The sequence below is a fragment of the Streptomyces hebeiensis genome, assembly GCF_052983195.1.
The window spans coordinates 6,408,150-6,427,252 of sequence record NZ_CM129812.1 but is presented as its reverse complement, the minus strand read 5'-3'; the positions used below and the strand labels follow the sequence as shown (position 1 = coordinate 6,427,252).

Sequence of the window (19,103 nt, the reverse complement as noted above, 5' to 3'; positions counted from 1 at the left end):
CTCAGTCCACGATCGCCAGCTCACGGGAGGTGTTGTTGAGGCGCCTGCCGCCGTCCTCGGTGACCGTCACGATGTCCTCGATCCGTACGCCGAAGCGCCCCGGCAGATAGATCCCGGGCTCGACGGAGAAGCACATGCCCGGCACCAACGGCCGTGCCTCGCCCTCGATCATGTACGGCGGCTCATGGGTGGTGACGCCGATGCCGTGGCCGGTGCGGTGGATGAAGTACGCGCCGTATCCGGCGTCCTCGATGACCCCGCGCGCCGCGCGGTCGACGTCCTGGCAGGCGGCACCGGGACGCACCGCCTCGAAACCGGCCTGCTGCGCCGCCCGTACGACCTCGTGGACGCGTCGCTCCTCGGCCGTGGGTTCGCCGACGTGGACCGTGCGGGTGGTGTCCGAGCCGTAACCGTCCTTGAGGCCGCCGAAGTCCAGGACCACCATGTCACCCCGCTCGATGACGCGTTCCCCGGCCTCGTGGTGCGGGTTCGCCCCGTTGGGGCCCGAGCCGACGACGGTGAAGTCCACCTGTGAGTGGCCGAACCGCAGGAGCAGGGCGGCGAGATCGGCCGCGACGTCGCTCTCCCGGCGGCCGGCGAAGGGGACGCCGAGGATTTCTCCGTACGCGGCGTCGGCCGCCGCGCCCGCCGCCTCCAGCCTGGCCAGTTCGCGGGCGTCCTTGACGGCGCGCAGCATCGGCAGCGCCTCGGTCAGCGCCACGTACGACGTGTCCGGCAGCGCCCGTTGCAGCGCGAGCAGGTGCATCGCCCACGCGTTGTCACTGACGCCGAAGCGCGCGGTGGAGCGTTCGCCGGACGGCCCGGCCGCAGGTCCGGTGGCTCGCTCGCCGGTCCGGAGCAGCGGGGCCGTCGCGGCGTACGGGTCCTCGGCGTCGGTCCAGTCGCGCAGGGTGAGCGCGCCGGCGCCGACGGCCCGGGCCGCGTCCGGTGCCTCCAGGGCGGGCACCACCAGCACCGGGTCCCGGCCGGGGGTGACGACCAGCAGGGTGAGCCGCTCGGTGTCCGCGGTCGGGCGGTAGCCGGTGAGGTGGGCGAGGTCGGGTCCGGGGGCGATCAGCAGACCCGCCAGTCCGGCCCCGGCGGCCTGCTGGGCGGCGCGGTCCAGCCGGGCGCGGTAGTCGTCCACGGTGAAGGGCGCGTCGTCGACCGGCGGCACGTCGGAGGATGCCGGTGCGGCGGGCCCGGGGGCGCCGGGCGTGGACGGTGTGGGCACGGTGGTCTCCTTCTCGGCTTCTCGGCCTCGTGACGGGTCGTCCGCGGTCAGGAGCCGGAGCGGCCTTCCTCGACCAGCCGCTCCAGCAGCTCCTGGAACTCCTCGCCGACCACGATCCGCAGTCCGTCCTCGTCCTCGTCACTGAGCTGCGTGAGCGTCCCGCCGCGCCACCAGTACACGTACGGGCTGATGGCGCCCGGGGTGTCCTCGTAGCCGGACGCGGCGAAGGACGCCATCGCGTTCAGCGAGGGGATCATGGTCGTGTCACGGATGACGTGGAAGGCGAGCTGGTGCCGGAAGGGCATCGCGACGAGCGCCCCTTCGGGCGGGATCCGCTGCCCGGTGACCTGGCGTACGACGGTGTCCAGCGCCAGGACCCGGCTCGCCGTGTAGAACGAGTCGCCGAGGACGACCTCGAACCGTGACCCGCCGGAGTCCTTGACGGTCTCGCGCCCTTCCACCGGCAGGTCGCGCAGATTGCCCAGCGCCCGGTCGCGCAGCTGCTGGATGTCGCCGAGCGGCTCCAGGGCCTCGTCGGTGAGCATCATGACGCTCTCCGGCAGGTCGAGGGCCAGCACCTCGTACAGCCCGGGAGCGACGCTGCGCGCGTAGCCGAAGGTCTGCGGGTCGAGGCCGTCCTCGCTGATCACACGCGGGTAGAGCTGGGCACGGATCTGCTCGGGCGGCAGCGTGTCCAGCGCGGACGGCCCGTCCATGGTGCGCAGCACCATGCCGGCGTGCCGGCGCGCCAGGTCGCCCCAGACGCGCGGACCCCGGTCGTCGTTGTGACAGACGGCGGCGAGATTGCCGAGACCGAACTGCCGGCCTGCGCTGTCGGTCACCATGTCCGCGTAGACCGTGACCTCCAGGCCGTGTTCGGCGAACGCCTCCCGCACCTGGCGGCGGAACAGGGCCGCCTCGTGGACCGAGAAGAAGGAGAACGCGGGGTCCCGAGGCGTGTCGCGCCCGTCACGCTTCGGCCCTCTCCGGAACAACCTCACTCCGTCGCCTCCACCCGTCTACGTCTTACGTCCGTCCGCGCGGCGCACGCGGCGCACGTCCGGCGCGCCCGCCCCGCTGTCCCCCGGCTGCCTGGCGGCTCCCACCCGTGGAGTCTTCGATGTTAGTCGCCGGGTGTGACATCGGACCTGGCGCGGTACGCGGTACGAGCGCGGCGCGGTGGCGGCGTGGGGGCGGCGCGGTGGCGGCGCGGTGGCGGCGTGGGGCGGTGGCGGGGACGCGGACGAGCGGCCGGGGCCCCGCACCGCCCGGCACACCGCCCCGCGCACGATCACGCGTACGGTCGCACCGGTCCCGCCGGTCCCACCGTCGCCGTGTTCACCAGGGCGACGTAACGGTCCCAGTCCCACAGCGGACCGGGGTCGGTGTGCGTGGCCTTCGGCACCTCGCTGTGCGCGATGATGTGCTTCCGGTCCTTGGGGATGCCGTATCTGTCGCACACGGCGGCCGTGAGCCGCGCGGACGAGGCGTACATCGCGTCCGTGAAGTACTCGGGCCGGTCGACCCACCCCTCGTGCTCGATCCCGATGCTCCGGGTGTTGTAGTCCCAGTTGCCCGCGTGCCAGGCGACGTCCTTCTCGCGGACGAACTGGCCGACGTAACCGTCGGCCGAGGCGACCATGTAGTGCGACGAGACCTTCTTGGCGGGGTTCTGGAAGATCTTCATCGCGTCCTGGAACGTCTCCTGGGTGACATGGACGACGACGAATTCGACCGGGTACTGCGTGGGCCGGGTGGCGACCGTGTAGTTGGAGGTGCTGGCCGGGATCCAGTGGGTGGGCGGGTAGGCGACGGCGGCGCGGCGGGCGGTGCCGGCGGCGCGGCGGTCCGAGGCGTGGGCGGGCCCGGCGGTGGCCGCGGCGGCGAGTCCGAGGGCGGCGGCACCGAGGTACGCGCCGGAGCGGAGGAGTGTGCGGCGGGACGGGGTGGGGCGCTGGAGTTCCATGGGGGTCTCCCGAAATCCGTGGCCGTGGCGAGGATGACGCGCGTAGCGCGCTCCTATGCTGACGGCCCGACAGGGGCATGCCAAGAATCACTCGGCAAAGAAAGAAAGCGCCGCCCGGTCTGGACCTCTGGCAGGTCAAACCGGCCCGGCGGGCGGCGTGTTGACCGGTACGGGCGCTGTGCCGGGCTTCCCGCCCTCCGGTTCGTCACGCCTCGCATGCTGGCCCACCATGCCGGGGCGGCGTGGGCGTGCCGCGTTTCCGGAGGATCACACCACCCTGACGAATGAGGGCGGTTCGCCAACGCGCCCGGCCGGGGAACACATGGCTCACCGCGGTCGCGGTCTCCGCCGTTCGATCTCCGTGACGACGTGCGCGGCGTGCGCGCGCACCCGCGGCAGGAGGCCGTCCCAGCGCTCCGTCTCCGCACCGAGGTAGACGGCCCGCGCATGGGCCAGCACCGGCCGGTGTTCGGCGGGCAGCCGGGTGAGCGCCCAGTCCGCGGCGGCGTCCTTGGGCCGGATCTCGCCGGTCGTGAGGGTCAGCCAGATCCGGGCGAGCGCCAGGAGGACGTTCCGTGTGTCGGAGGCGAGTTCGGCGAGCAGCTCCGGGACACCGTCGGCCACCGCGCGGCGCAGGTCGTCGTGCGGTACGGGGTCCAGCACCTCGGCCGGCGGCGGGCCGGCCAGCGGCGCGTCGCCCCGCAGCGCGGCCGTGATCAGCACGGCGAGGTCGGGGTCGGGCCCCGGTGCGGGCGTCTCGCCGCGCTCGTACGCCTCGCGCAGCCACTCCCCGTACTGGAACTCGCACAGCGGCGGGTACCGCCAGGGCCGTACGTCGGAGGCGACGACGACGGTGAGTTCGACGGGCCGCGCACCGCCCGCCCCGCCGACGGTGTCGGCGGCGGCGCAGCTGCCGGAGAGCGTCAGCAGGCCGTCGACCAGGGCCCGGCGCAGTGCCGCCGTCGTACGGCTCCGTACGACGGCGAGCACATCGATGTCGCTGTGCGGGCGCAGGCCGCCCTGCACGGCGGAGCCGTGCGCGTAGACCCCCACGACGTCCGCGCCGAGGACGTCATGGACCAGGCGGACGACCTCCTCGGTCTGGTCCGCCCGGCGGGTCCGGCCGGTCCGGCTCACGGGCCCCTCGCCTCCCCCTTGTCTCCTCCGACGAACCGGAATCGTAGGCGGGGCGCCCGGGCCGGGACCAACACGTTTCGGGGGCGCGGCTCTCAGGGGTGACGGGTGTACGAGGCCATCGGCCCCGCGGCCGGCACCGGGTCCACCACGGCACCCCCGGTAGCTCCTCCAGCCGCGGACGAACGCCGATGGACGTCAGCCCGGTGCAGGCGAGGAGCAAGGTGTCCGCTCTGACGGCACGTCAGCCGAAGGCCGCCACCACCTCGGCCGCCATCCGCACCGCCAGGGCGCGCGCCAGCAGGACGGGCCGGTCCGCCGCCCGGGCGGCCGCGCGCCGCATCTCCTCCGTGTAGCCGATGCAGTCGAGCACCAGCCAGGAGCTGCCCGCGCCGGTCAGCGCGCGGGCCGCCTCGGCCACCTCCGCCAAGGCGCGCTCCCGGGGCGCGTACGGGTCGGCGCCGGCCGCGCGGACCGTGCCGGGCAGGACGTCCGACCAGCGGCCGGCCACGTCCTCGGCCTGGTCGGGATGGGGGCAGACGACGCCCACCGGATCGTCGCCGACGACGGCCGCGACGGCCCGCTGCACCAGCGGTTCGGCGAACAGCAGCGGCCGGGTGGCCTCGACGGCGGGGAAGCGGCCGGTGCACAGGAGCAGGGTCGCGGCGGCGCCGTCACGCTCGGCGCGGGCGACGGCCCGGGCCATCCGGGGGACGACCGCCGCGTGCCCGAGCACCACGGAACCGCCGTCGCGCAGCCGGGAGACGAGCGGGGCCTCCCCCGGTTCCGGCGCCAGCCGCCGGCGGGTCACGATTCCGGCCTCGCCGTCGAACCGCTCGTCGTCCAGCGCCCCGTGCTCGACCAGCCGTATGCCCGGCAGCAGCGGCTCGGCGTCGGGCCTCAGGTCGGAACGGGGCGCCTGGCCGATGGTGACCAGACCGAGAGCGGGGGTGTCAGGGGCGTGCACAGCGTTCTCCTTCGAATCGTCGCGCGTACGCCGCACATGCGCGGCGTCATGGAGATGGACGGACAGGGAGACCGGGCCCGGCCGGAGGCGGGCCGGAGCCGGACCGGAGGGGCGGGGTCCGCGTCGCCTCGCCCGCCGCCCGGCTCCGACCCGGCCCCTCGGGTCACAGCGCCTTCGTCAGCTGTCCCACGTCGTTCAGCGAGCTGCCCGCGACCAGTCCCGCGCCGACGAGCGACAGGTCGTTCTCGGACTGCTCGTCGGACTTCTTGCGGGCCACCGGGTCGGTCAGCCCGCGCCGGCGCCACATCGTGTAGCCCTGCCGGATCACCAGCGCGCCGAGCACCATCCAGCCGGCGTGCGGAGTGGCGACGAGCAGGCCGGTGGCCAGCAGCACGCCCATCTGGCGGGAGGAGCCGCCCAGGAACTGGATCAGCGCTCCCGGGATCGCCCACAGCAGCATCGTCCGCATGGTGCCGGGGTCCAGGCCCGTCTTGATCGTCGTGACGTACACCTCGGAGACCGGCGGCACGCGTCCGTCGGAGAAGAACGACTTCCAGGCCAGGGCGACCACGACCAGCGCCACGCCGAAACCGACCAGCTGCGCCAGGTACTGCTGGCGCCGCCCGTCCAGTTCGAAGACGTGCCACGGCGTGGCGTCGCGGCGCAGCAGCCAGCCCGCCTTGAAGTCGTAGCCGAGGTCGGCGAAGGCGGGGCCGGTGGAGGCGGTGTAGCCGACCAGCAGGGCGAGCGGCACCGTCGGGATGTGCAGCACGAGGCCGACGATCAGCACGATCAGGGTGACGGCGAAGGCCGGGAACCACCCGGAGTGCATCGCCGCCAGCCCCACGATCAGCTGGTGCACGATCGCGGCGACGGCGGCCAGCAACACCCAGCCGATCAGAGCGGGCACGGACAGCCCGCCGGCCACGCCGCCCGCCACGGCGACCACGACCGCGCCGCCCAGGAACAGCCCCATGCCCTCCAGCAGGCCGCGGCGCAGTCGCTCGGAGCCGACGGTACGACCGGGCTCGTCGGCCCGGACCTCGCCGGGCGCGTTCCCGGGGACGGCGCCGGTGACGTCCCCCGGCGCCTCCGCGGCCTCGCGCCCGGCGCCCTTGCCGCCGCCCTTGCGGTTCCGCATCAGCAGCAGCGCCTGCACCAGGGCCACGAGGCCCGCGCCGATCATCAGGCCGTGCGGCACGTGGGCGGCGGAGAGGTCGGTGTGCAGTACGTCGGGCGCGTACTCGGCCACCGTCAGACCGATGCCGAACATCAGCAGCGCCCAGATGTTCCCCAGGAACCCGACGCCCGCCGCACTGGTGGGGAGCTTGAACAGCGCCCCGACCAGACCGACGAGCGCGCCGACGCCGAGCACCGCCGCCTTCTTCCCGCCGGTGTCGCCCGCCTTGATGGTCTCGGCCGCCGCGACGCCCGCGGGCCAGGAGTTGGTGGCGGGCAGCAGGCTGGAGTCGAACACCCGGAACAGCACCCAGCTGTCCACGGCCAGCCCGATGGCGGCACCGGCCAGCATGGGCCAGACCAGGTCCGTGCGCCCCAGGGCGAACGGCACCGCGATCGGCGTCAGCAGCGAGTTGGCCGCCGCGAAGGTGGAGCCCGAGATCGCGGACTGCACCAGGTTCTGCCGGTGCTGGGAGCGCATCCGCGTCAGCATGCCGATCGGTATCCGGCCGATCAGCATCGCGATCAGCGCGCCGATCACCGCCGTGTTGGGGGACACGCCGAGCGTGGTGATCAGCACGATGCCGATCAGCGCGCCGAGGACCGACATCACGAGCGTGATGATCAGCGTGATGGGTTCGAGGGCCCGGGGATGCCTGGCCGGTGTCGCCTCCGGCGCGGAGGACGAGGCCGGTGTGCTCGACGGGCTGGTCGAGGCTCTCGGGTTCAAGGGGACTCCAGTGGGCCAGGGGGACGGCGCGGTGCGGCGGCCACGGGGTGACGAACGTGGCCGGGGCGGCCACGGGCTTACGGTGCGGTCACGACGCGATCGCGGAGCGGAACGGTGCGATCAGGGCGGGGCCACGGGGGTCAGGGACGGCCAGGAGGCGGCGGTCGGGGTGGTGGCGGGCCGGTCCGGCGGACCGCCGGGCCCGGCGGTCCGGCACGTTCAGGCTTCGAGGGCCTGGAGTCGGGTCATCGGCCCGTACAGCTCCACCAGGCGGTCGAACTCCCCCGGGTCCAGGAACCGGGCCCCGCCGCGCCCGAACTCCTTCGCCGTCTCGATCGCGAACCGCGCCGCCGCCGCGATGTCGGTCTCGTGGCTGGCACCGGTGGCGCAGCCGGCCACCGGCGTGGCGGCCGTGATCGCGAGGCCGACGACCGGGGCGGTGGTGGCGACGGCCGGCTGCAGGATGGAGTTGATGTGGTGCACGCCGTTGCCGTACGGCGTGATGTCCTGCGTCGTGACGGGCAGGACACGCGCGGGCTCGCCCGTCACCGTCTCCAGCACGGACAGCAGGTCCTCGCTGACCCGCAGGATCCAGCCCTGGCAGATGGTCGGTGACAGGGCGATCCCCCGATGGCTGAGCAGCCGGTTGCCCTTGGTGGTGTCGATGGAGACCACCGCGTCCATCTCGGCGGAGACCTCCTCGCGGTTGCACACCAGCGTGTCCACGGGGGAATCCATGAAGGGTACGGGATCGTGCGGCTGCGTCGGCGCCCAGCCGCAGACGTGGGTGGAGAGCGTCACATCGCCGTCCAGCACATCGCCGCGGGCGTGCATGTCGAGCAGCTTCGCGGCGGCGGAGAGCGCGGCCACCGCGCCGTCGGCGTCCGAGACCAGTCCGATGCGCTCGGGGCGGGCGCCCACCCCGCCGAGCCGGCCGAGGATGCCGAGGGTCGGCGCGTCACCGCCGTTGGCGCGTCCCCGCCTGCCGGGCACGGTCACGGAGACGAAGTCCGTGCTGCCCTTGTCGCCGGTGACCGTACGGACCTCGACGCGCGGCGCCGTCGCCGGGTCGGCACCCGCCGCGGCCTGTACGGAGCGCAGGTGCTCGGCCAGCAGCTCGCCGCTCGTCCGGGGACGGTCGAGGAGTTCGATGACATCGAGGACGTACTTGAGCAAGAGAGTGCCTCTCACGGTGGGGTCGGGCCGGTGCGGCGGCCCGACCGGACGGGCAGTGGGTACGGCCGCGCGGATTTCGTCCCGGGGGCGTCGTCGCCCCGCCGGGCGTTCCGCGCGACGGTCGGCCGGCGTGACCACGGTCGCGCCCGGCGGTGGACCGGTCCCGGTCCCGTACGGGGGTGTCCTGTACGGCGACCGACGAACCGGGCCGACCCGCCACCGGCCGGCCAGGCGGATCGGACGGACGGAGCCGGGCCGGGCCGGGCGGACCGGTACGGGAACGCCGGAGGAGCGCGGAGGCCGTGCAGGCACCTGCTCGCCCGGAGAGGGTCCCGTTCGCGGTGGTTTCACGCCAACGTGGCCCAGAATCCGCCTCACGCCGCACTGAGCGCAATGTTTTCTCTATATTCGAGATTGTTTACGCTTCCGGTATGTCCGACAGTGCTTCCGTAACGCCCGCGCAGGGCGCTCCTCCCCCGCTCCAGACCGCTGACCGCGTCCTGAGCCTGCTGCTCTCCTTCGACCGGGAGCACCCCGAGTGGGGAGTCTCCGACGTCGCGGCGGAGTTCGGCCTGGACAAGTCCGTGGCGCAGCGGCTGCTGGCCGCCCTCGCCTACCGGGGGTTCCTGGTGTCCGACCCGCGCACCCGGCGCTACCGGCTCGGTCCCGCCGTCTGGCACCTGTCCCGGGTCTGGGAGCGGGACGGCGGCATGGCCAGCCTGGTGCGGCCCACGCTGCGGGCCATGGCGGAGGCGGTGGGGGTGGGCGCGCTGTTCGCCGTGCCGGACGGGGTGCACATGCGCTGTGTGACAGCGGTGGACGGGGCGAGTGGACCGCTGCGGATCTACGGCCTGGCAGGCGAGCTGTACCCGGCCCACGCCGGGGCGACCTCCCGGGCCTACTTCGGTATGCTCCCGCCGGGTGACCGGGCGGCACTGCTGTACGGTCGGCCCATGGCGCGGTTCAGCGACCGCACGCTGACGGATCCCGCCCTGCTGGAGGAACGCTTCGCCGAGGTGCGGCGCAACGGCTACGCGTACTCCGAGGGTGAGTACGATCCCGAGACCGCGGCGCTCGCCGCACCCGTGCTGGTGGGCAGGCGCGCGGTCGGCACGCTGTCCGTGGCGGGTCCCCTCGACGCGCTCAGGCCCCGTAAGGCGGACCTGGTCGCCCCGCTGCTCCAGGCGGCGGCGGACCTGGGCAAGCTGCTGACCCCGCTGCGTCCGCGCGGATCCGGCGCCCCGGGCAGACGCTGACGCGCCGTACGTCCCCGCACGGCGTACCGCGCGCCGCGCACCGCGCCGTTTCCCGCTCCCGCCATGTCGACGAAAGGCCACCATGCGTCTGCTGCTGCTCTCGAACTCCACCGCGCCCGGCCGCGGCTACCTCGAACACGCCCTCGCGGAGATCGACGACGCGCTCGGCGGTGTCCGCCGGCTGGTCTTCGCGCCGTACGCGCTGGCCGACCACGACGGCTACACCGCCCAGGTCGCGAAGGCGCTGGCCCCGCTCGGGGTCGAGGTGACCGGCGCGCACACGGCCGGGGACCCGGCCGCGCTGATACGGGACGCCGAGGCGGTCTTCGTCGGGGGCGGCAACAGCTTCCGGCTGCTGAAGGCGCTGTACGCGCACGACGTGGTGGCCGCCATCCGCGAGCGGGCCGGCGCGGGCGCCCTCTACATGGGGTCGAGCGCGGGCACGAACATGGCCTGCCCCACCCTGCGGACCACGAACGACATGCCCATCGTCCAGCCGCCGTCGTTCGAGGCGCTGGGGCTGGTGCCGTTCCAGATCAACCCGCACTACCTGGACGCCGGGCCGGACACGGCGCACATGGGCGAGACCCGGGCGCAGCGGCTGGAACAGTTCCTGGAGGAGAACGACGTGCCGGTGGTGGGCCTGCGGGAGGGCACCTGGCTGCGGCGCGAGGCGGACCGGCTGACGCTGGGCGGCATCGAGGCGGGCGCCGTCGTCTTCCGCGGGGGCGCCGAGCCGGCGGAGATCCGGCCGGGGCACGATCTGAGCGCCCTGCTCGGGGAACGGCCCCGCTTCGACACCGCCGGGTGAGCCTCGGCGCCGCGTGAGCCTCGCCCCGGCTTCGCGACGCGAGGGCACGACCGGCTCCTCGCCGGCCGTGCCCTCGCCGTGTGTACCGGACGGGCGTGTGTCAGGACGGGCGCGGGCCGCTCAGCGCAGTGCGGCGAGCGCCGCCTCGGTCGCCTCCGCGATCAGGGCGTCGTCGGAGTCGGCGTCCGCGACACCCCGGTCGGACTGGACGGCGATGACGACCGGGTCCCGGCCGGGCGGCCAGGCGATCGCGATGTCGTTGCGCGTGCCGTACTCGCCCCTGCCCGTCTTGTCGCCGACCTTCCAGCCGTCGGGCACCCCCGCCCGGATGAAGGGGTCACCGGTCGTGTTGCGCACGAGCCAGTCCGTGAGGAGCTGACGCCGGTCCTCGGGCAGCGCGTCCCCGAGGACGAAGCGCCGCAGGTCGGTGCCCAGCGCGCGCGGGGTGCTGGTGTCCCGGACGTCGCCGGGGGTCGCCTCGTTCAGTTCGGGCTCCCATCGGTCGACGTTCGTCGTCCTGTTGCCCAGTGCGCGGAGGGCGGCCTGGAGTTCGGCGGGACCGCCGAGTTCCTCCAGGAGGAGGTTCGCGGCCGTGTTGTCGCTGTAGCGCAGGGTGGCGTCGGTCAGGGCGCGGACGGTCATTCCCTCGTCCACGTGGCGCGAGGTGATCGGCGCGTAGCCGGAGCGCTCCACGTCCTCGGCGTCGTAGCGGACCGTGTGGTCGAGCCGGGCGTCCGAGGTGCGCTTCAGCACGACTCCGGCGAGCAGCGCCTTGAACGTCGAGGCGTGGGCGAACCGTTCGTCCGCCCGGTAGGTCACCGTCCGGCCCGTTCCGGTGTCGAGCACGTACACCCCGAGCCGGGCGTCGAACCGGCGCTCGACGTCGGCGAGGGCCTTGGTTCCCCGCCCGTGGGACGAGGGCGCCGAGGCCGGGTCGGTCGACGTGGTCGAGACGATGGCGGCGGCGGGCGCGGCGGACGTTTCGGCGCTGTTCCCGGAGCACCCGCTCAGCAGGGCCGTGATCAGCAGGACAGGGGTGGTGAGGGCGGCGGTACGGGCGGCTGCGCCCGCCCCGCGTCGGAAGAAGGTCATGCCCCGCAGCCTGCCGTCGCCCACTCATGCGGTCAAAGACAGAAAAGCTCAGTTCCATGCTGTTCCGGCATAGACTGCGGAGCCATGGATCTTCTCGCCGCGTGCCGCGTGTTCGTCCACGTGGGTGAACGCGGAAGCTTCACGCTCGGCGCCGCCGCCGCCCGGGTGCCGCAGTCCGTGGCGAGCCGGCGGATCGCCGCGCTGGAGGACCACTTCGGCGAGCGGCTGTTCGACCGCTCGACGCGGCGGGCCGCGCTCACGGCGTTCGGCCGGGACATGCTGCCGTCCGCGAAGCGGCTCGTACAGCTGGCGGAGGCGATGGAGTACGACGCGGAGCGGGCCAAGCTGCGGCCGCTCGCGTTCGCCGTCCCCGAGACGTGTTCGGTCCGGCGACTGGCGGTGCTGGACGCGGCGGCCCGCGACCGCGGGACGGTGCTCGACCTCCGCCCCGCCGGACCGGCCGGGCGCGTGGAACTGCTCAGGTCCCACGAGGTCCGGGCCGCGCTCGTCGCCGTCCCGCCGGGCGACGCCGACTGGGTCGTACCGCTGGGTGTCGCGTCCCGGGCGGACGGCGGCGCCGTACCGCTGAGACCGCTGCACCTCGAAACCCTGCGCCCCGGCCGGACGGAACGCTCCTTCCGGCGCGTGTGGATCCAGCCCGAGGACGACGTGCCGCACGTCCGGGACCGGCTGGAGCGGCTCGGCCACCGAGCCGCGCTCGTACCCGCGCAGCTCACCGTCGCCCCGTCGCTGGTCGCCGCCGTGTCCGAGGCGACGCGCGCCGACGGCCTGCTGCTGTGCTCGGCCGCGCAGGCGGAGGAGCTGGGGCTGCGCTGGCGCGGGCTCGCGGGGGCGGGCGCCTCCGTCGCGCGCGGGTACGACGTGTCCGCGCTCGGCCGCGACGAGGCGCGGCGGCTGCGCGGCGGCCTCGGGGACCAGCTGGCCCGCGCGCTGGGAGCGCCGTTGGAAGCCGCCGTTACGGGTGGTACGAGCGGTCCGGCCGTCACGGAAGCCACGGCGGGCGGGGCGCGCGAGGAGAACGGCCGGAACGGCAGGAACAGGAAGAACGGGAAGAACAACGTGGACGGGGAAGGGACGGGGCACGGGTGAGCACGGAACGAGTGGTGCGGGACCTCAGAGGCGCCCTCGGCGACGCGGGCCTGTCCGGCTCCTTCCTGGTCCGGGACCTGTCGACGGGCGAGGAGATCGGTATCGATCCGGATGTCGAGTTCCCCGTCGCGTCGCTGGTGAAGGTGGCGCTCGCCGTCACGGTCCTGGCACAGGTCCACGCCGGACGCCTCGACGGGGCCACGATGATCGATGTCGAGCCCGGCCGGGTCACCACGGCGGGGCCGACCGGTATCAGCAGGTTCCGCCATCCCGCGCGCGTCGCGGTCGAGGACCTGCTCTACCTCTCCCTCGCGATCAGCGACACCACGGCCACCGACGCGCTGTTCGACCTCGTCCCGCCCGCGGAGGTCAACCGGACCGTACGGGAAGCGGGCGTCACCGGCATCACGGTCCGCCACCGCATGAGCAGTCTCGGCGAGACCCCGGCGGAACGGTTCGCCCCGGGTGACGTGCACCTCGCCCACTCGCTCGCGATCGGGTCGCGGACGGCCGGGCGGGGCCACCCGGTCCCCCAGCTCGACGTGAGCCGCGCGAGCACCGGCTCCGCGCGCGCCTTCGCCGACCTGCTGGAGGCCGTGTGGGTCCCCACCCGCGTCCCCGGCCCCGTCGCCGCGCGGGTGCGCTCGCTCATGGGCGCGAACCTGCTCCGGCAGCGGCTGGCACCGGACTTCGCCTCGGACGCCTCGACCTGGTCGTCGAAGACCGGCACCCTGCTCAATCTCCGCCACGAGGCGGGCGTGGTGGAGCACGACGACGGCTCCGCCTTCGCCGTCGTCGCGCTGACCGAGTCCCGGGTCCCGGCGGTGGTCCAGCCTGCCGCCGAGGCGCTCATGGCCCGCGTGGCGCGGGCCCTGCACGACGAACTCCGTACGCCGTGAGCCGGGCTCCTGCCGTCGGCCCCGCCGACCCCTCACCTCAGGGCGTGTCCGGGGTCAGCCGCAGGGAGATCGAGTTGATGCAGTACCGCTGGTCCGTCGGCGTCGGGTAGCCCTCGCCCTCGAAGACGTGCCCGAGGTGCGAGCCGCAGCGCGCGCAGCGGACCTCCACCCGCACCATGCCGTGCGAGCGGTCCTCCAGCAGTTCGACCGCGTCCGAGTCCTTCGGGTCGTAGAAGGACGGCCAGCCGCAGTGCGACTCGAACTTCGTGCCGGAGCGGAAGAGTTCGGCGCCACAGGCGCGGCAGGAGTAGACGCCCTCGGTCTTGGTGTCCGTGTACTCACCGGTGAACGCCGGCTCCGTGCCCGCCTCGCGCAGCACCCGGTACTCCGCGGGGGACAGCTCCGCGCGCCACTGCTCGTCCGGCTTCTCGATGTCGTACGACATGCGCTCTCCCTACACTCGCTCGCTACAGCCGCCACCGAGCCGCCGCCCGGCCACTCGCCGGGCCGACGACCCGCTCGCCCGGCCGGTCGCTCGTTCGGTCACTCACTCGCTTCGCCGAGGCGGGCCAGGATCCTCGGTCCGAGGTCCGTCACGTCGCCCGCGCCCATGGTGAGAACGAGATCGCCGGGGCGCGCCATTCCCGCCACCGCGTCGGCGACCGCGTCCTTGTCGTGGACCGCCGTGACCGTGGCTCCCGCGGCCTCGGCGGCGTCCGTGATCAGGGCGCTGGTGACGCCGGGGATCGGGTCCTCGCGGGCCGGGTAGATGTCCAGCACCAGCGAGGCGTCCGCGAGCGCGAGGGCCTGGCCCATCTCCGTGGCCAGCTCCCGCGTACGGGAGTAGAGGTGCGGCTGGAAGACCACCAGCAGCCGGGCGTCGGCGGCGGCCGCGCGCATCGCCTCCAGGTCGGCGGTCATCTCGGTCGGGTGGTGCGCGTAGGAGTCGATGACCTGGACGCCGGCCGCCTCGCCCTTGAGCTGGAGGCGGCGCTTGACGCCGGTGTACGCGCCGAGGGCGGAGGCCAGGTTGTGCGCCGGGACGCCGAGCGCGACCCCGGCGGCCAGGGCCGCGACCGCGTTGAGCGCGTAGTGCCGGCCGGGCACGGAGACGGTGAAGGTGAGCAGCCGTCCGTCGAGCAGGATGGTGACCTCGCTGGTCAGGCCGCGCGCGGTGACCTTGTGGACGCGTACGTCCGCGCCGTCGGCCGACCCGTACGTGACGACCTTCGCCGTGGTGCGGTCACGGACCCGCTCCGCCAGCTCCACCGCGCCGGGCTGGTCGGCGGAGATCACCAGCGTGCCACCGGGAACGATCTTCGCGACAAAGGCCTCGAAGGACTCGTAGATCTCTTCCATCGACGCGTAGTTGGCGTGGTGGTCCAGCTCGACGTTGAGGACGATCGCGACCTCGGGGTCGTACTTCTGGAAGCTGCGGTCGCTCTCGTCGGCCTCGGCGACGAAGATCTCGCCCCCGCCGTGCCGGGCGTTCGTGCCCGGCCCCGCCAGGTCGCCGCCGATCGCGTACGACGGGTCCAGGCCCAGCTCGGTGAGGGCCACGGCGAGCATGGAGGTCGTGGTGGTCTTGCCGTGGGTGCCGGCGACCGCGATCGGCCGCGCGCCTCCCATCAGCGAGGCCAGCGCGTCCGAGCGGTGGACGACCGGCACGGACAGCTCGCCCGCCCGGACCAGCTCGGGGTTGTCGGGACGGATGGCGCTGGAGACGACCACGCACGAGGCGTCGTCCGCGAGGTGCCCCGCCGCGTGACCGATGTGCACGGTGACGCCGAGCGCGCGCAGGGACTCGGCCGTCGCCGACTCCTTCGCGTCGCTTCCCGCGACCTTGGCGCCGCGCTGGGCGAGGATCTTGGCGATACCCGACATTCCGGCGCCGCCGATACCGATGAAGTGCGGCCGTTCCAGGGCGGCGGGGATACCGGGTTCCGGTGCCATGCGTTTCTTCTCCCACGGTGCGAGCGCGCGTTGCGGCGCGAGGGTCGGGGGCTCCCGGGGGCGGGCCGCCCCCGGGAGCCCCGAAAGGTCCACGGTCCTGACGCTCACCCACCCTATGCGTTGTGCGCGAAGAGCTTCAGCACCGGTACGCCCACCTTGTGGCGCGCCCGGGAGGCCCAGTCCCGGTGGAAGAACTCCTCCACGTAATGCGGTTCGGTCAGCACGATCACCTCGTCCGCCCCGCTCTCGTCCACGACCTCCTTGAGCCGGTCCAGCGGATGCTCCTCCACCACCTGTCCGGTGGCCTCGGAGCCGTGCGCGCGCAGTGCGGTCAGGGAGTGTTCGAGGGCGAGCCGGGCCGGCTGTCTCGCCTCGGCCCCCTCCGGCTCGTCCGCCTCCCTTACGGCCTCCTTCAGCTCCCCGATCGCGACATCGTCGATGGCGCGCAGCAGCACGTCGGCCTGGTCGCCGCGGGGCTGCATGAGCACGACGAAGGAGACCGTCTCGTCGCCGTGGAGAGTGGTGACGAACTCCACGTCCTCCGACGTCAGGGGCTTCTCGATCATCAATACGCTGGTGAACACGACAGGCGCCCTTCGGCTACCCGGGCCGGCCGGTGTCCAGCCCGGTGCGGAAACCATCCTTCCCCGTGCTCGCACGGGGTCTGCGAAGTTAAGTCTGCCCAGCGGAAGCTAACCGGAACGAGGAATTCCACCGATTGTCAGACGCGCGTCCGGTGCGCGCCGGACGCGTCTCGCGCGCGTGCTCCAGACCCGCGCTCCGTCCACGTACCTCACGCACGCGCGCCGCACGCCCGCCGGCACCGGGCGTCACACCCGCCGGTACCGGGTGAACAGGAATCCGTCCTCCTCCAGCAGCGCCGCCAGGGCAAAGCGTTCGGGTACGGCGAGAGCCGGCCCGCCCGCGATGCGCTGCGCGTACCCGGAAGTGAGCGTCGGAGACATGGTCAGGCACAGTTCGTCCAGCACCCCGGCCGCCACGAACTGGCCGAGCAGCCTCGGTCCGCCCTCGGTGAGCAGCCGGACGAGCCCCCGGTCGGCCAGCGCGCGCACGGCACGGCCGGGCTCGACGCCCGGCCCGTCCCCCGCGACGATCACCTCCGCGCCGGCCTTCTCGGCGGCCCGCACCCGTTCCGGGAGCGCCGCGGCACCGGTCAGGACGATCGTCGGGACGAGGGGGGCGGTGAACAGCGGCAGGGAGAAGTCCAGGTCCAGACTCGCGGTGACCACGGCGATCACCGGCGCGGGCTCCTGGCCCGCCGCCTTCCGCCGCGCGGCCAGCGCCTCCCGGGCGCGGGCCGGCCGGTAGCCCTCCCGCCGTACCGTCTCCGCGCCCACCACGATGGCGTCCGCCAGCCCCCGCAGCACCCCGAAGATCCGCATGTCGGCGGCGGAGGAGAGGGGCTCGGACCGGCCCTCGTGGTGGGCGGCCCCGTCGAGGCTGGCGACCATGTTGGCCCGCAGCCAGGCCGCCCGGCAGCCGCCCGCCGGGGCCGCGGCGCCCCGGCCGGCCGCCACGTCACCGCTCTCCGCCCCGCCACTTCCCGCTGCCCCGCCGGCGCCCGTCCCCGCCACGTCGCCGCTGCCCCCCGCGTCGTCCCGTCTCGCCGAGGCCGGATAGGCGTACGCCTCGGCCAGTTCGTCGAGCGTCCACTCACGGTCCGCACCGGAGGCTGTCTGGTCGGTCACAGGGAACAGGCGTCGCATGCCGAGCAGTCTGGCACGGCCTTTAAAGTGAAGAGTTGTGTCCTACTCCACCGCCGCCTCCGGTCAGCCGCAGGTCTCCGCCACGGCCCCCGCCTCCCTCCGCGCCCGTGAGCCGCGCGTCCCCGCCGACCGGCTGGTCGCGGAGATGGTGCCGCCGCCGCGTTTCGACTCCGTACGTTTCGACACGTACGTCCCCGACCCGAACCAGCCGAGTCAGTCCGAGGCGGTCACGGCCCTGCGCGCCTTCGCGGCCGGGCTCGGCGGGGCGCACGCCGGGGGTGACGGCGGCGGTGCGGGGCGCGCCCCTCTCATGCGGCGCTGGTTCGGCAAGAAGCCCGCGGCGCCCGCCGGCCCGCGTGGTGTCTACCTGGACGGCGGGTACGGCGTCGGCAAGACGCACCTGCTGGCGTCCCTGTGGCACGCCACGCCCGCCGCTCCCGAGCTGAAGGCGTTCGGCACGTTCGTGGAGCTGACGAACCTGGTGGGCGCGCTCGGCTTCCAGGAGACCGTACGGACCCTCAGCGGCCACCGGCTGCTGTGCATCGACGAGTTCGAACTGGACGACCCGGGCGACACCGTCCTCGTCTCCAGCCTGCTCAGCCGGCTGGTCGAGGCGGGCGTGGCCCTGGCCGCCACCTCCAACACCCTGCCCGGCAAGCTCGGGGAGGGCCGGTTCGCCGCGGCCGACTTCCTCCGGGAGATCCAGGGTCTCGCCGCCCACTTCCGGCCGCTGCGGATCGACGGCGAGGACTACCGCCACCGAGGGCTGCCCGAGGCCCCGGCCCCGTACTCCGACGAGCAGGTGACCCGGGCCGCCTACGCCACCGAGGGCGCCAGCCTGGACGACTTCCCCGGGCTGCTGGAGCATCTGGCCAGGGTCCATCCGAGCCGGTACGGAGCGCTGACGGACGGGCTGCGGGCCGTCTGCCTGACGGACGTCTCGGCGGTGCCGGACCAGTCCACCGCGCTCCGGCTGGTCGTCCTGGCCGACCGCCTGTACGACCGGGAGGTGCCGGTGCTCGCCTCCGGGCTGCCGTTCGACCGGCTGTTCAGCGAGGAGATGCTGAACGGCGGCTACCGGAAGAAATACTTCCGGGCCATCTCGCGGCTCACGGCACTGGCACGTGACGCGAAGGGTCTCGTGGCGCAGTAGGTTCGTTGATCGTGTACGACTCACATGCGGCTCGCGTACGGCTCGGGCGGCACGCGGTCCGGGGCACACCGGCCACGGCCCGCGCGGCTCACGGGCCACGGGCCAACGGGCCGCGGGGCGCACGGCCCGGAGGGCACACGTCCTGCGGGCACACGGCCCCAGAGGGCATACGCGAACGGACCGACCAGCAAGCGCCCGCCGGCCGGCAGTCGGCGGGCACACCGATCAGAAGGGTTCCACCATGGCCACCAAGCGTCAGGCGCACACGGTCTGGGAGGGCAATCTCCTCCAGGGCACGGGCACCGTCTCCTTCGACTCCTCCGGCATTCCCGACCAGGCGGTCTCGTGGCCGTCCCGGGCGGAGACGGCGAACGGGAAGACCAGCCCCGAGGAGCTGATCGCGGCCGCCCACTCCAGCTGCTTCTCGATGGCGCTGTCCAACGGGCTCGCCAAGGGCGGCACCCCGCCGACCCGGCTGAACACCCAGGCCGAGGTCACCTTCCAGCCCGGCACGGGCATCACCGGCATCCACCTCACCGTGCGCGGCGAGGTGCCCGGCCTGGACGCGGCGGGCTTCGCCAAGGCGGCCGAGGACGCGAAGGCGAACTGCCCGGTCAGCCAGGCGCTCACGGGAACGACGATCACGCTGGACGCGTCGCTCGCCTGAGTCCGGGCTCCGGTGCTCCGGGCTCCGAGCCACGGCCCCACGGCCCGTA

At 73.9% G+C, this 19,103-nt stretch carries 18 protein-coding genes; 6 read left to right on the top strand and 12 right to left on the bottom strand.

The genetic code is table 11. The features are described from left to right. Position 1: 1 nt before the first annotated feature. The 7 genes from ACU6P3_RS27580 to ACU6P3_RS27550 form a co-directional block, all read right to left on the bottom strand. Positions 2 to 1,177, bottom strand: a complete 1,176-nt coding sequence (locus tag ACU6P3_RS27580) for a M24 family metallopeptidase (RefSeq protein ID WP_447198090.1) — start codon at positions 1,175 to 1,177, stop codon at positions 2 to 4. A 104-nt stretch (positions 1,178 to 1,281) separates the two neighbouring features. Then, positions 1,282 to 2,235: a DUF1444 domain-containing protein gene (locus ACU6P3_RS27575; protein ID WP_447194579.1), complete on the bottom strand. Its 954-nt coding sequence runs from the start codon at positions 2,233 to 2,235 to the stop codon at positions 1,282 to 1,284. A gap of 290 nt (positions 2,236 to 2,525) precedes the next feature. Next, positions 2,526 to 3,200: an N-acetylmuramoyl-L-alanine amidase gene (locus ACU6P3_RS27570; protein WP_447194578.1), complete on the bottom strand. Its 675-nt coding sequence runs from the start codon at positions 3,198 to 3,200 to the stop codon at positions 2,526 to 2,528. A 327-nt stretch (positions 3,201 to 3,527) separates the two neighbouring features. Then, on the bottom strand, positions 3,528 to 4,337 hold the full coding sequence (locus ACU6P3_RS27565; protein ID WP_447194577.1) for an aminoglycoside adenylyltransferase family protein: 810 nt from the start codon (positions 4,335 to 4,337) through the stop codon (positions 3,528 to 3,530). A 241-nt stretch (positions 4,338 to 4,578) separates the two neighbouring features. Continuing rightward, positions 4,579 to 5,301 (bottom strand): AroM family protein, encoded by a 723-nt coding sequence (locus ACU6P3_RS27560; RefSeq protein ID WP_447194576.1) that lies wholly within the window; start codon positions 5,299 to 5,301, stop codon positions 4,579 to 4,581. A 163-nt stretch (positions 5,302 to 5,464) separates the two neighbouring features. Further along, complete coding sequence (locus ACU6P3_RS27555) at positions 5,465 to 7,090, bottom strand: OPT family oligopeptide transporter (protein ID WP_447198089.1); 1,626 nt, start codon at positions 7,088 to 7,090, stop codon at positions 5,465 to 5,467. 339 nt (positions 7,091 to 7,429) lie between these two features. Then, a complete protein-coding gene (locus ACU6P3_RS27550; protein ID WP_447198088.1) occupies positions 7,430 to 8,386 on the bottom strand; it encodes a DUF1177 domain-containing protein in 957 nt (318 codons plus the stop codon). 431 nt (positions 8,387 to 8,817) lie between these two features. Between ACU6P3_RS27550 and ACU6P3_RS27545 the strand changes: the two genes are divergently transcribed. Beyond that, complete coding sequence (locus ACU6P3_RS27545; protein WP_030752461.1) at positions 8,818 to 9,642, top strand: IclR family transcriptional regulator; 825 nt, start codon at positions 8,818 to 8,820, stop codon at positions 9,640 to 9,642. 82 nt (positions 9,643 to 9,724) lie between these two features. Continuing rightward, positions 9,725 to 10,453: a dipeptidase PepE gene (gene pepE / locus ACU6P3_RS27540; protein ID WP_447194575.1), complete on the top strand. Its 729-nt coding sequence runs from the start codon at positions 9,725 to 9,727 to the stop codon at positions 10,451 to 10,453. A 120-nt stretch (positions 10,454 to 10,573) separates the two neighbouring features. Here the strand turns inward: pepE and bla are convergent, their stop codons facing one another. Next, entirely contained in the window at positions 10,574 to 11,545 is a 972-nt protein-coding gene (bla, locus tag ACU6P3_RS27535; RefSeq protein WP_447194574.1) for a class A beta-lactamase, read from the bottom strand. Positions 11,546 to 11,629: 84 nt separating this feature from the next. Between bla and ACU6P3_RS27530 the strand changes: the two genes are divergently transcribed. After that, the gene (locus tag ACU6P3_RS27530; protein WP_447194573.1) at positions 11,630 to 12,655 is read left to right on the top strand and encodes a LysR family transcriptional regulator; all 1,026 of its coding nucleotides are present in this window, start codon (positions 11,630 to 11,632) and stop codon (positions 12,653 to 12,655) included. Then, positions 12,652 to 13,554: a serine hydrolase gene (locus ACU6P3_RS27525; RefSeq protein WP_447194572.1), complete on the top strand. Its 903-nt coding sequence runs from the start codon at positions 12,652 to 12,654 to the stop codon at positions 13,552 to 13,554. The genes ACU6P3_RS27530 and ACU6P3_RS27525 overlap by 4 nt, the downstream gene beginning before the upstream one ends. 37 nt (positions 13,555 to 13,591) lie before the next feature. Here ACU6P3_RS27525 and msrB read toward each other — a convergent pair whose 3' ends face one another. From msrB to ACU6P3_RS27505, 4 genes are all read right to left on the bottom strand, one after another. Beyond that, on the bottom strand, positions 13,592 to 13,999 hold the full coding sequence (gene msrB / locus ACU6P3_RS27520) for a peptide-methionine (R)-S-oxide reductase MsrB (protein WP_030752470.1): 408 nt from the start codon (positions 13,997 to 13,999) through the stop codon (positions 13,592 to 13,594). A 98-nt stretch (positions 14,000 to 14,097) separates the two neighbouring features. Then, positions 14,098 to 15,507: a UDP-N-acetylmuramate--L-alanine ligase gene (murC, locus tag ACU6P3_RS27515; protein ID WP_447194571.1), complete on the bottom strand. Its 1,410-nt coding sequence runs from the start codon at positions 15,505 to 15,507 to the stop codon at positions 14,098 to 14,100. Between the two features lie 113 nt (positions 15,508 to 15,620). Next, positions 15,621 to 16,091 (bottom strand): indole-3-glycerol phosphate synthase, encoded by a 471-nt coding sequence (locus ACU6P3_RS27510; protein WP_447194570.1) that lies wholly within the window; start codon positions 16,089 to 16,091, stop codon positions 15,621 to 15,623. A 246-nt stretch (positions 16,092 to 16,337) separates the two neighbouring features. Then, positions 16,338 to 17,234 (bottom strand): pyrimidine reductase family protein, encoded by an 897-nt coding sequence (locus ACU6P3_RS27505; protein ID WP_447194569.1) that lies wholly within the window; start codon positions 17,232 to 17,234, stop codon positions 16,338 to 16,340. 37 nt (positions 17,235 to 17,271) lie between these two features. On the opposite strand from ACU6P3_RS27505, the gene zapE reads away from it, so the two are divergent. Together zapE and ACU6P3_RS27495 are read left to right on the top strand one after the other, a co-directional pair. Then, on the top strand, positions 17,272 to 18,387 hold the full coding sequence (gene zapE, locus ACU6P3_RS27500) for a cell division protein ZapE (RefSeq protein ID WP_447194568.1): 1,116 nt from the start codon (positions 17,272 to 17,274) through the stop codon (positions 18,385 to 18,387). 241 nt (positions 18,388 to 18,628) lie between these two features. Further along, positions 18,629 to 19,054 carry an OsmC family protein gene (locus ACU6P3_RS27495; protein WP_447194567.1) on the top strand — a complete coding sequence of 142 codons (426 nt, stop codon included), beginning with the start codon at positions 18,629 to 18,631 and terminating at the stop codon, positions 19,052 to 19,054. The last annotated feature ends 49 nt before the right edge of the window (positions 19,055 to 19,103 follow it).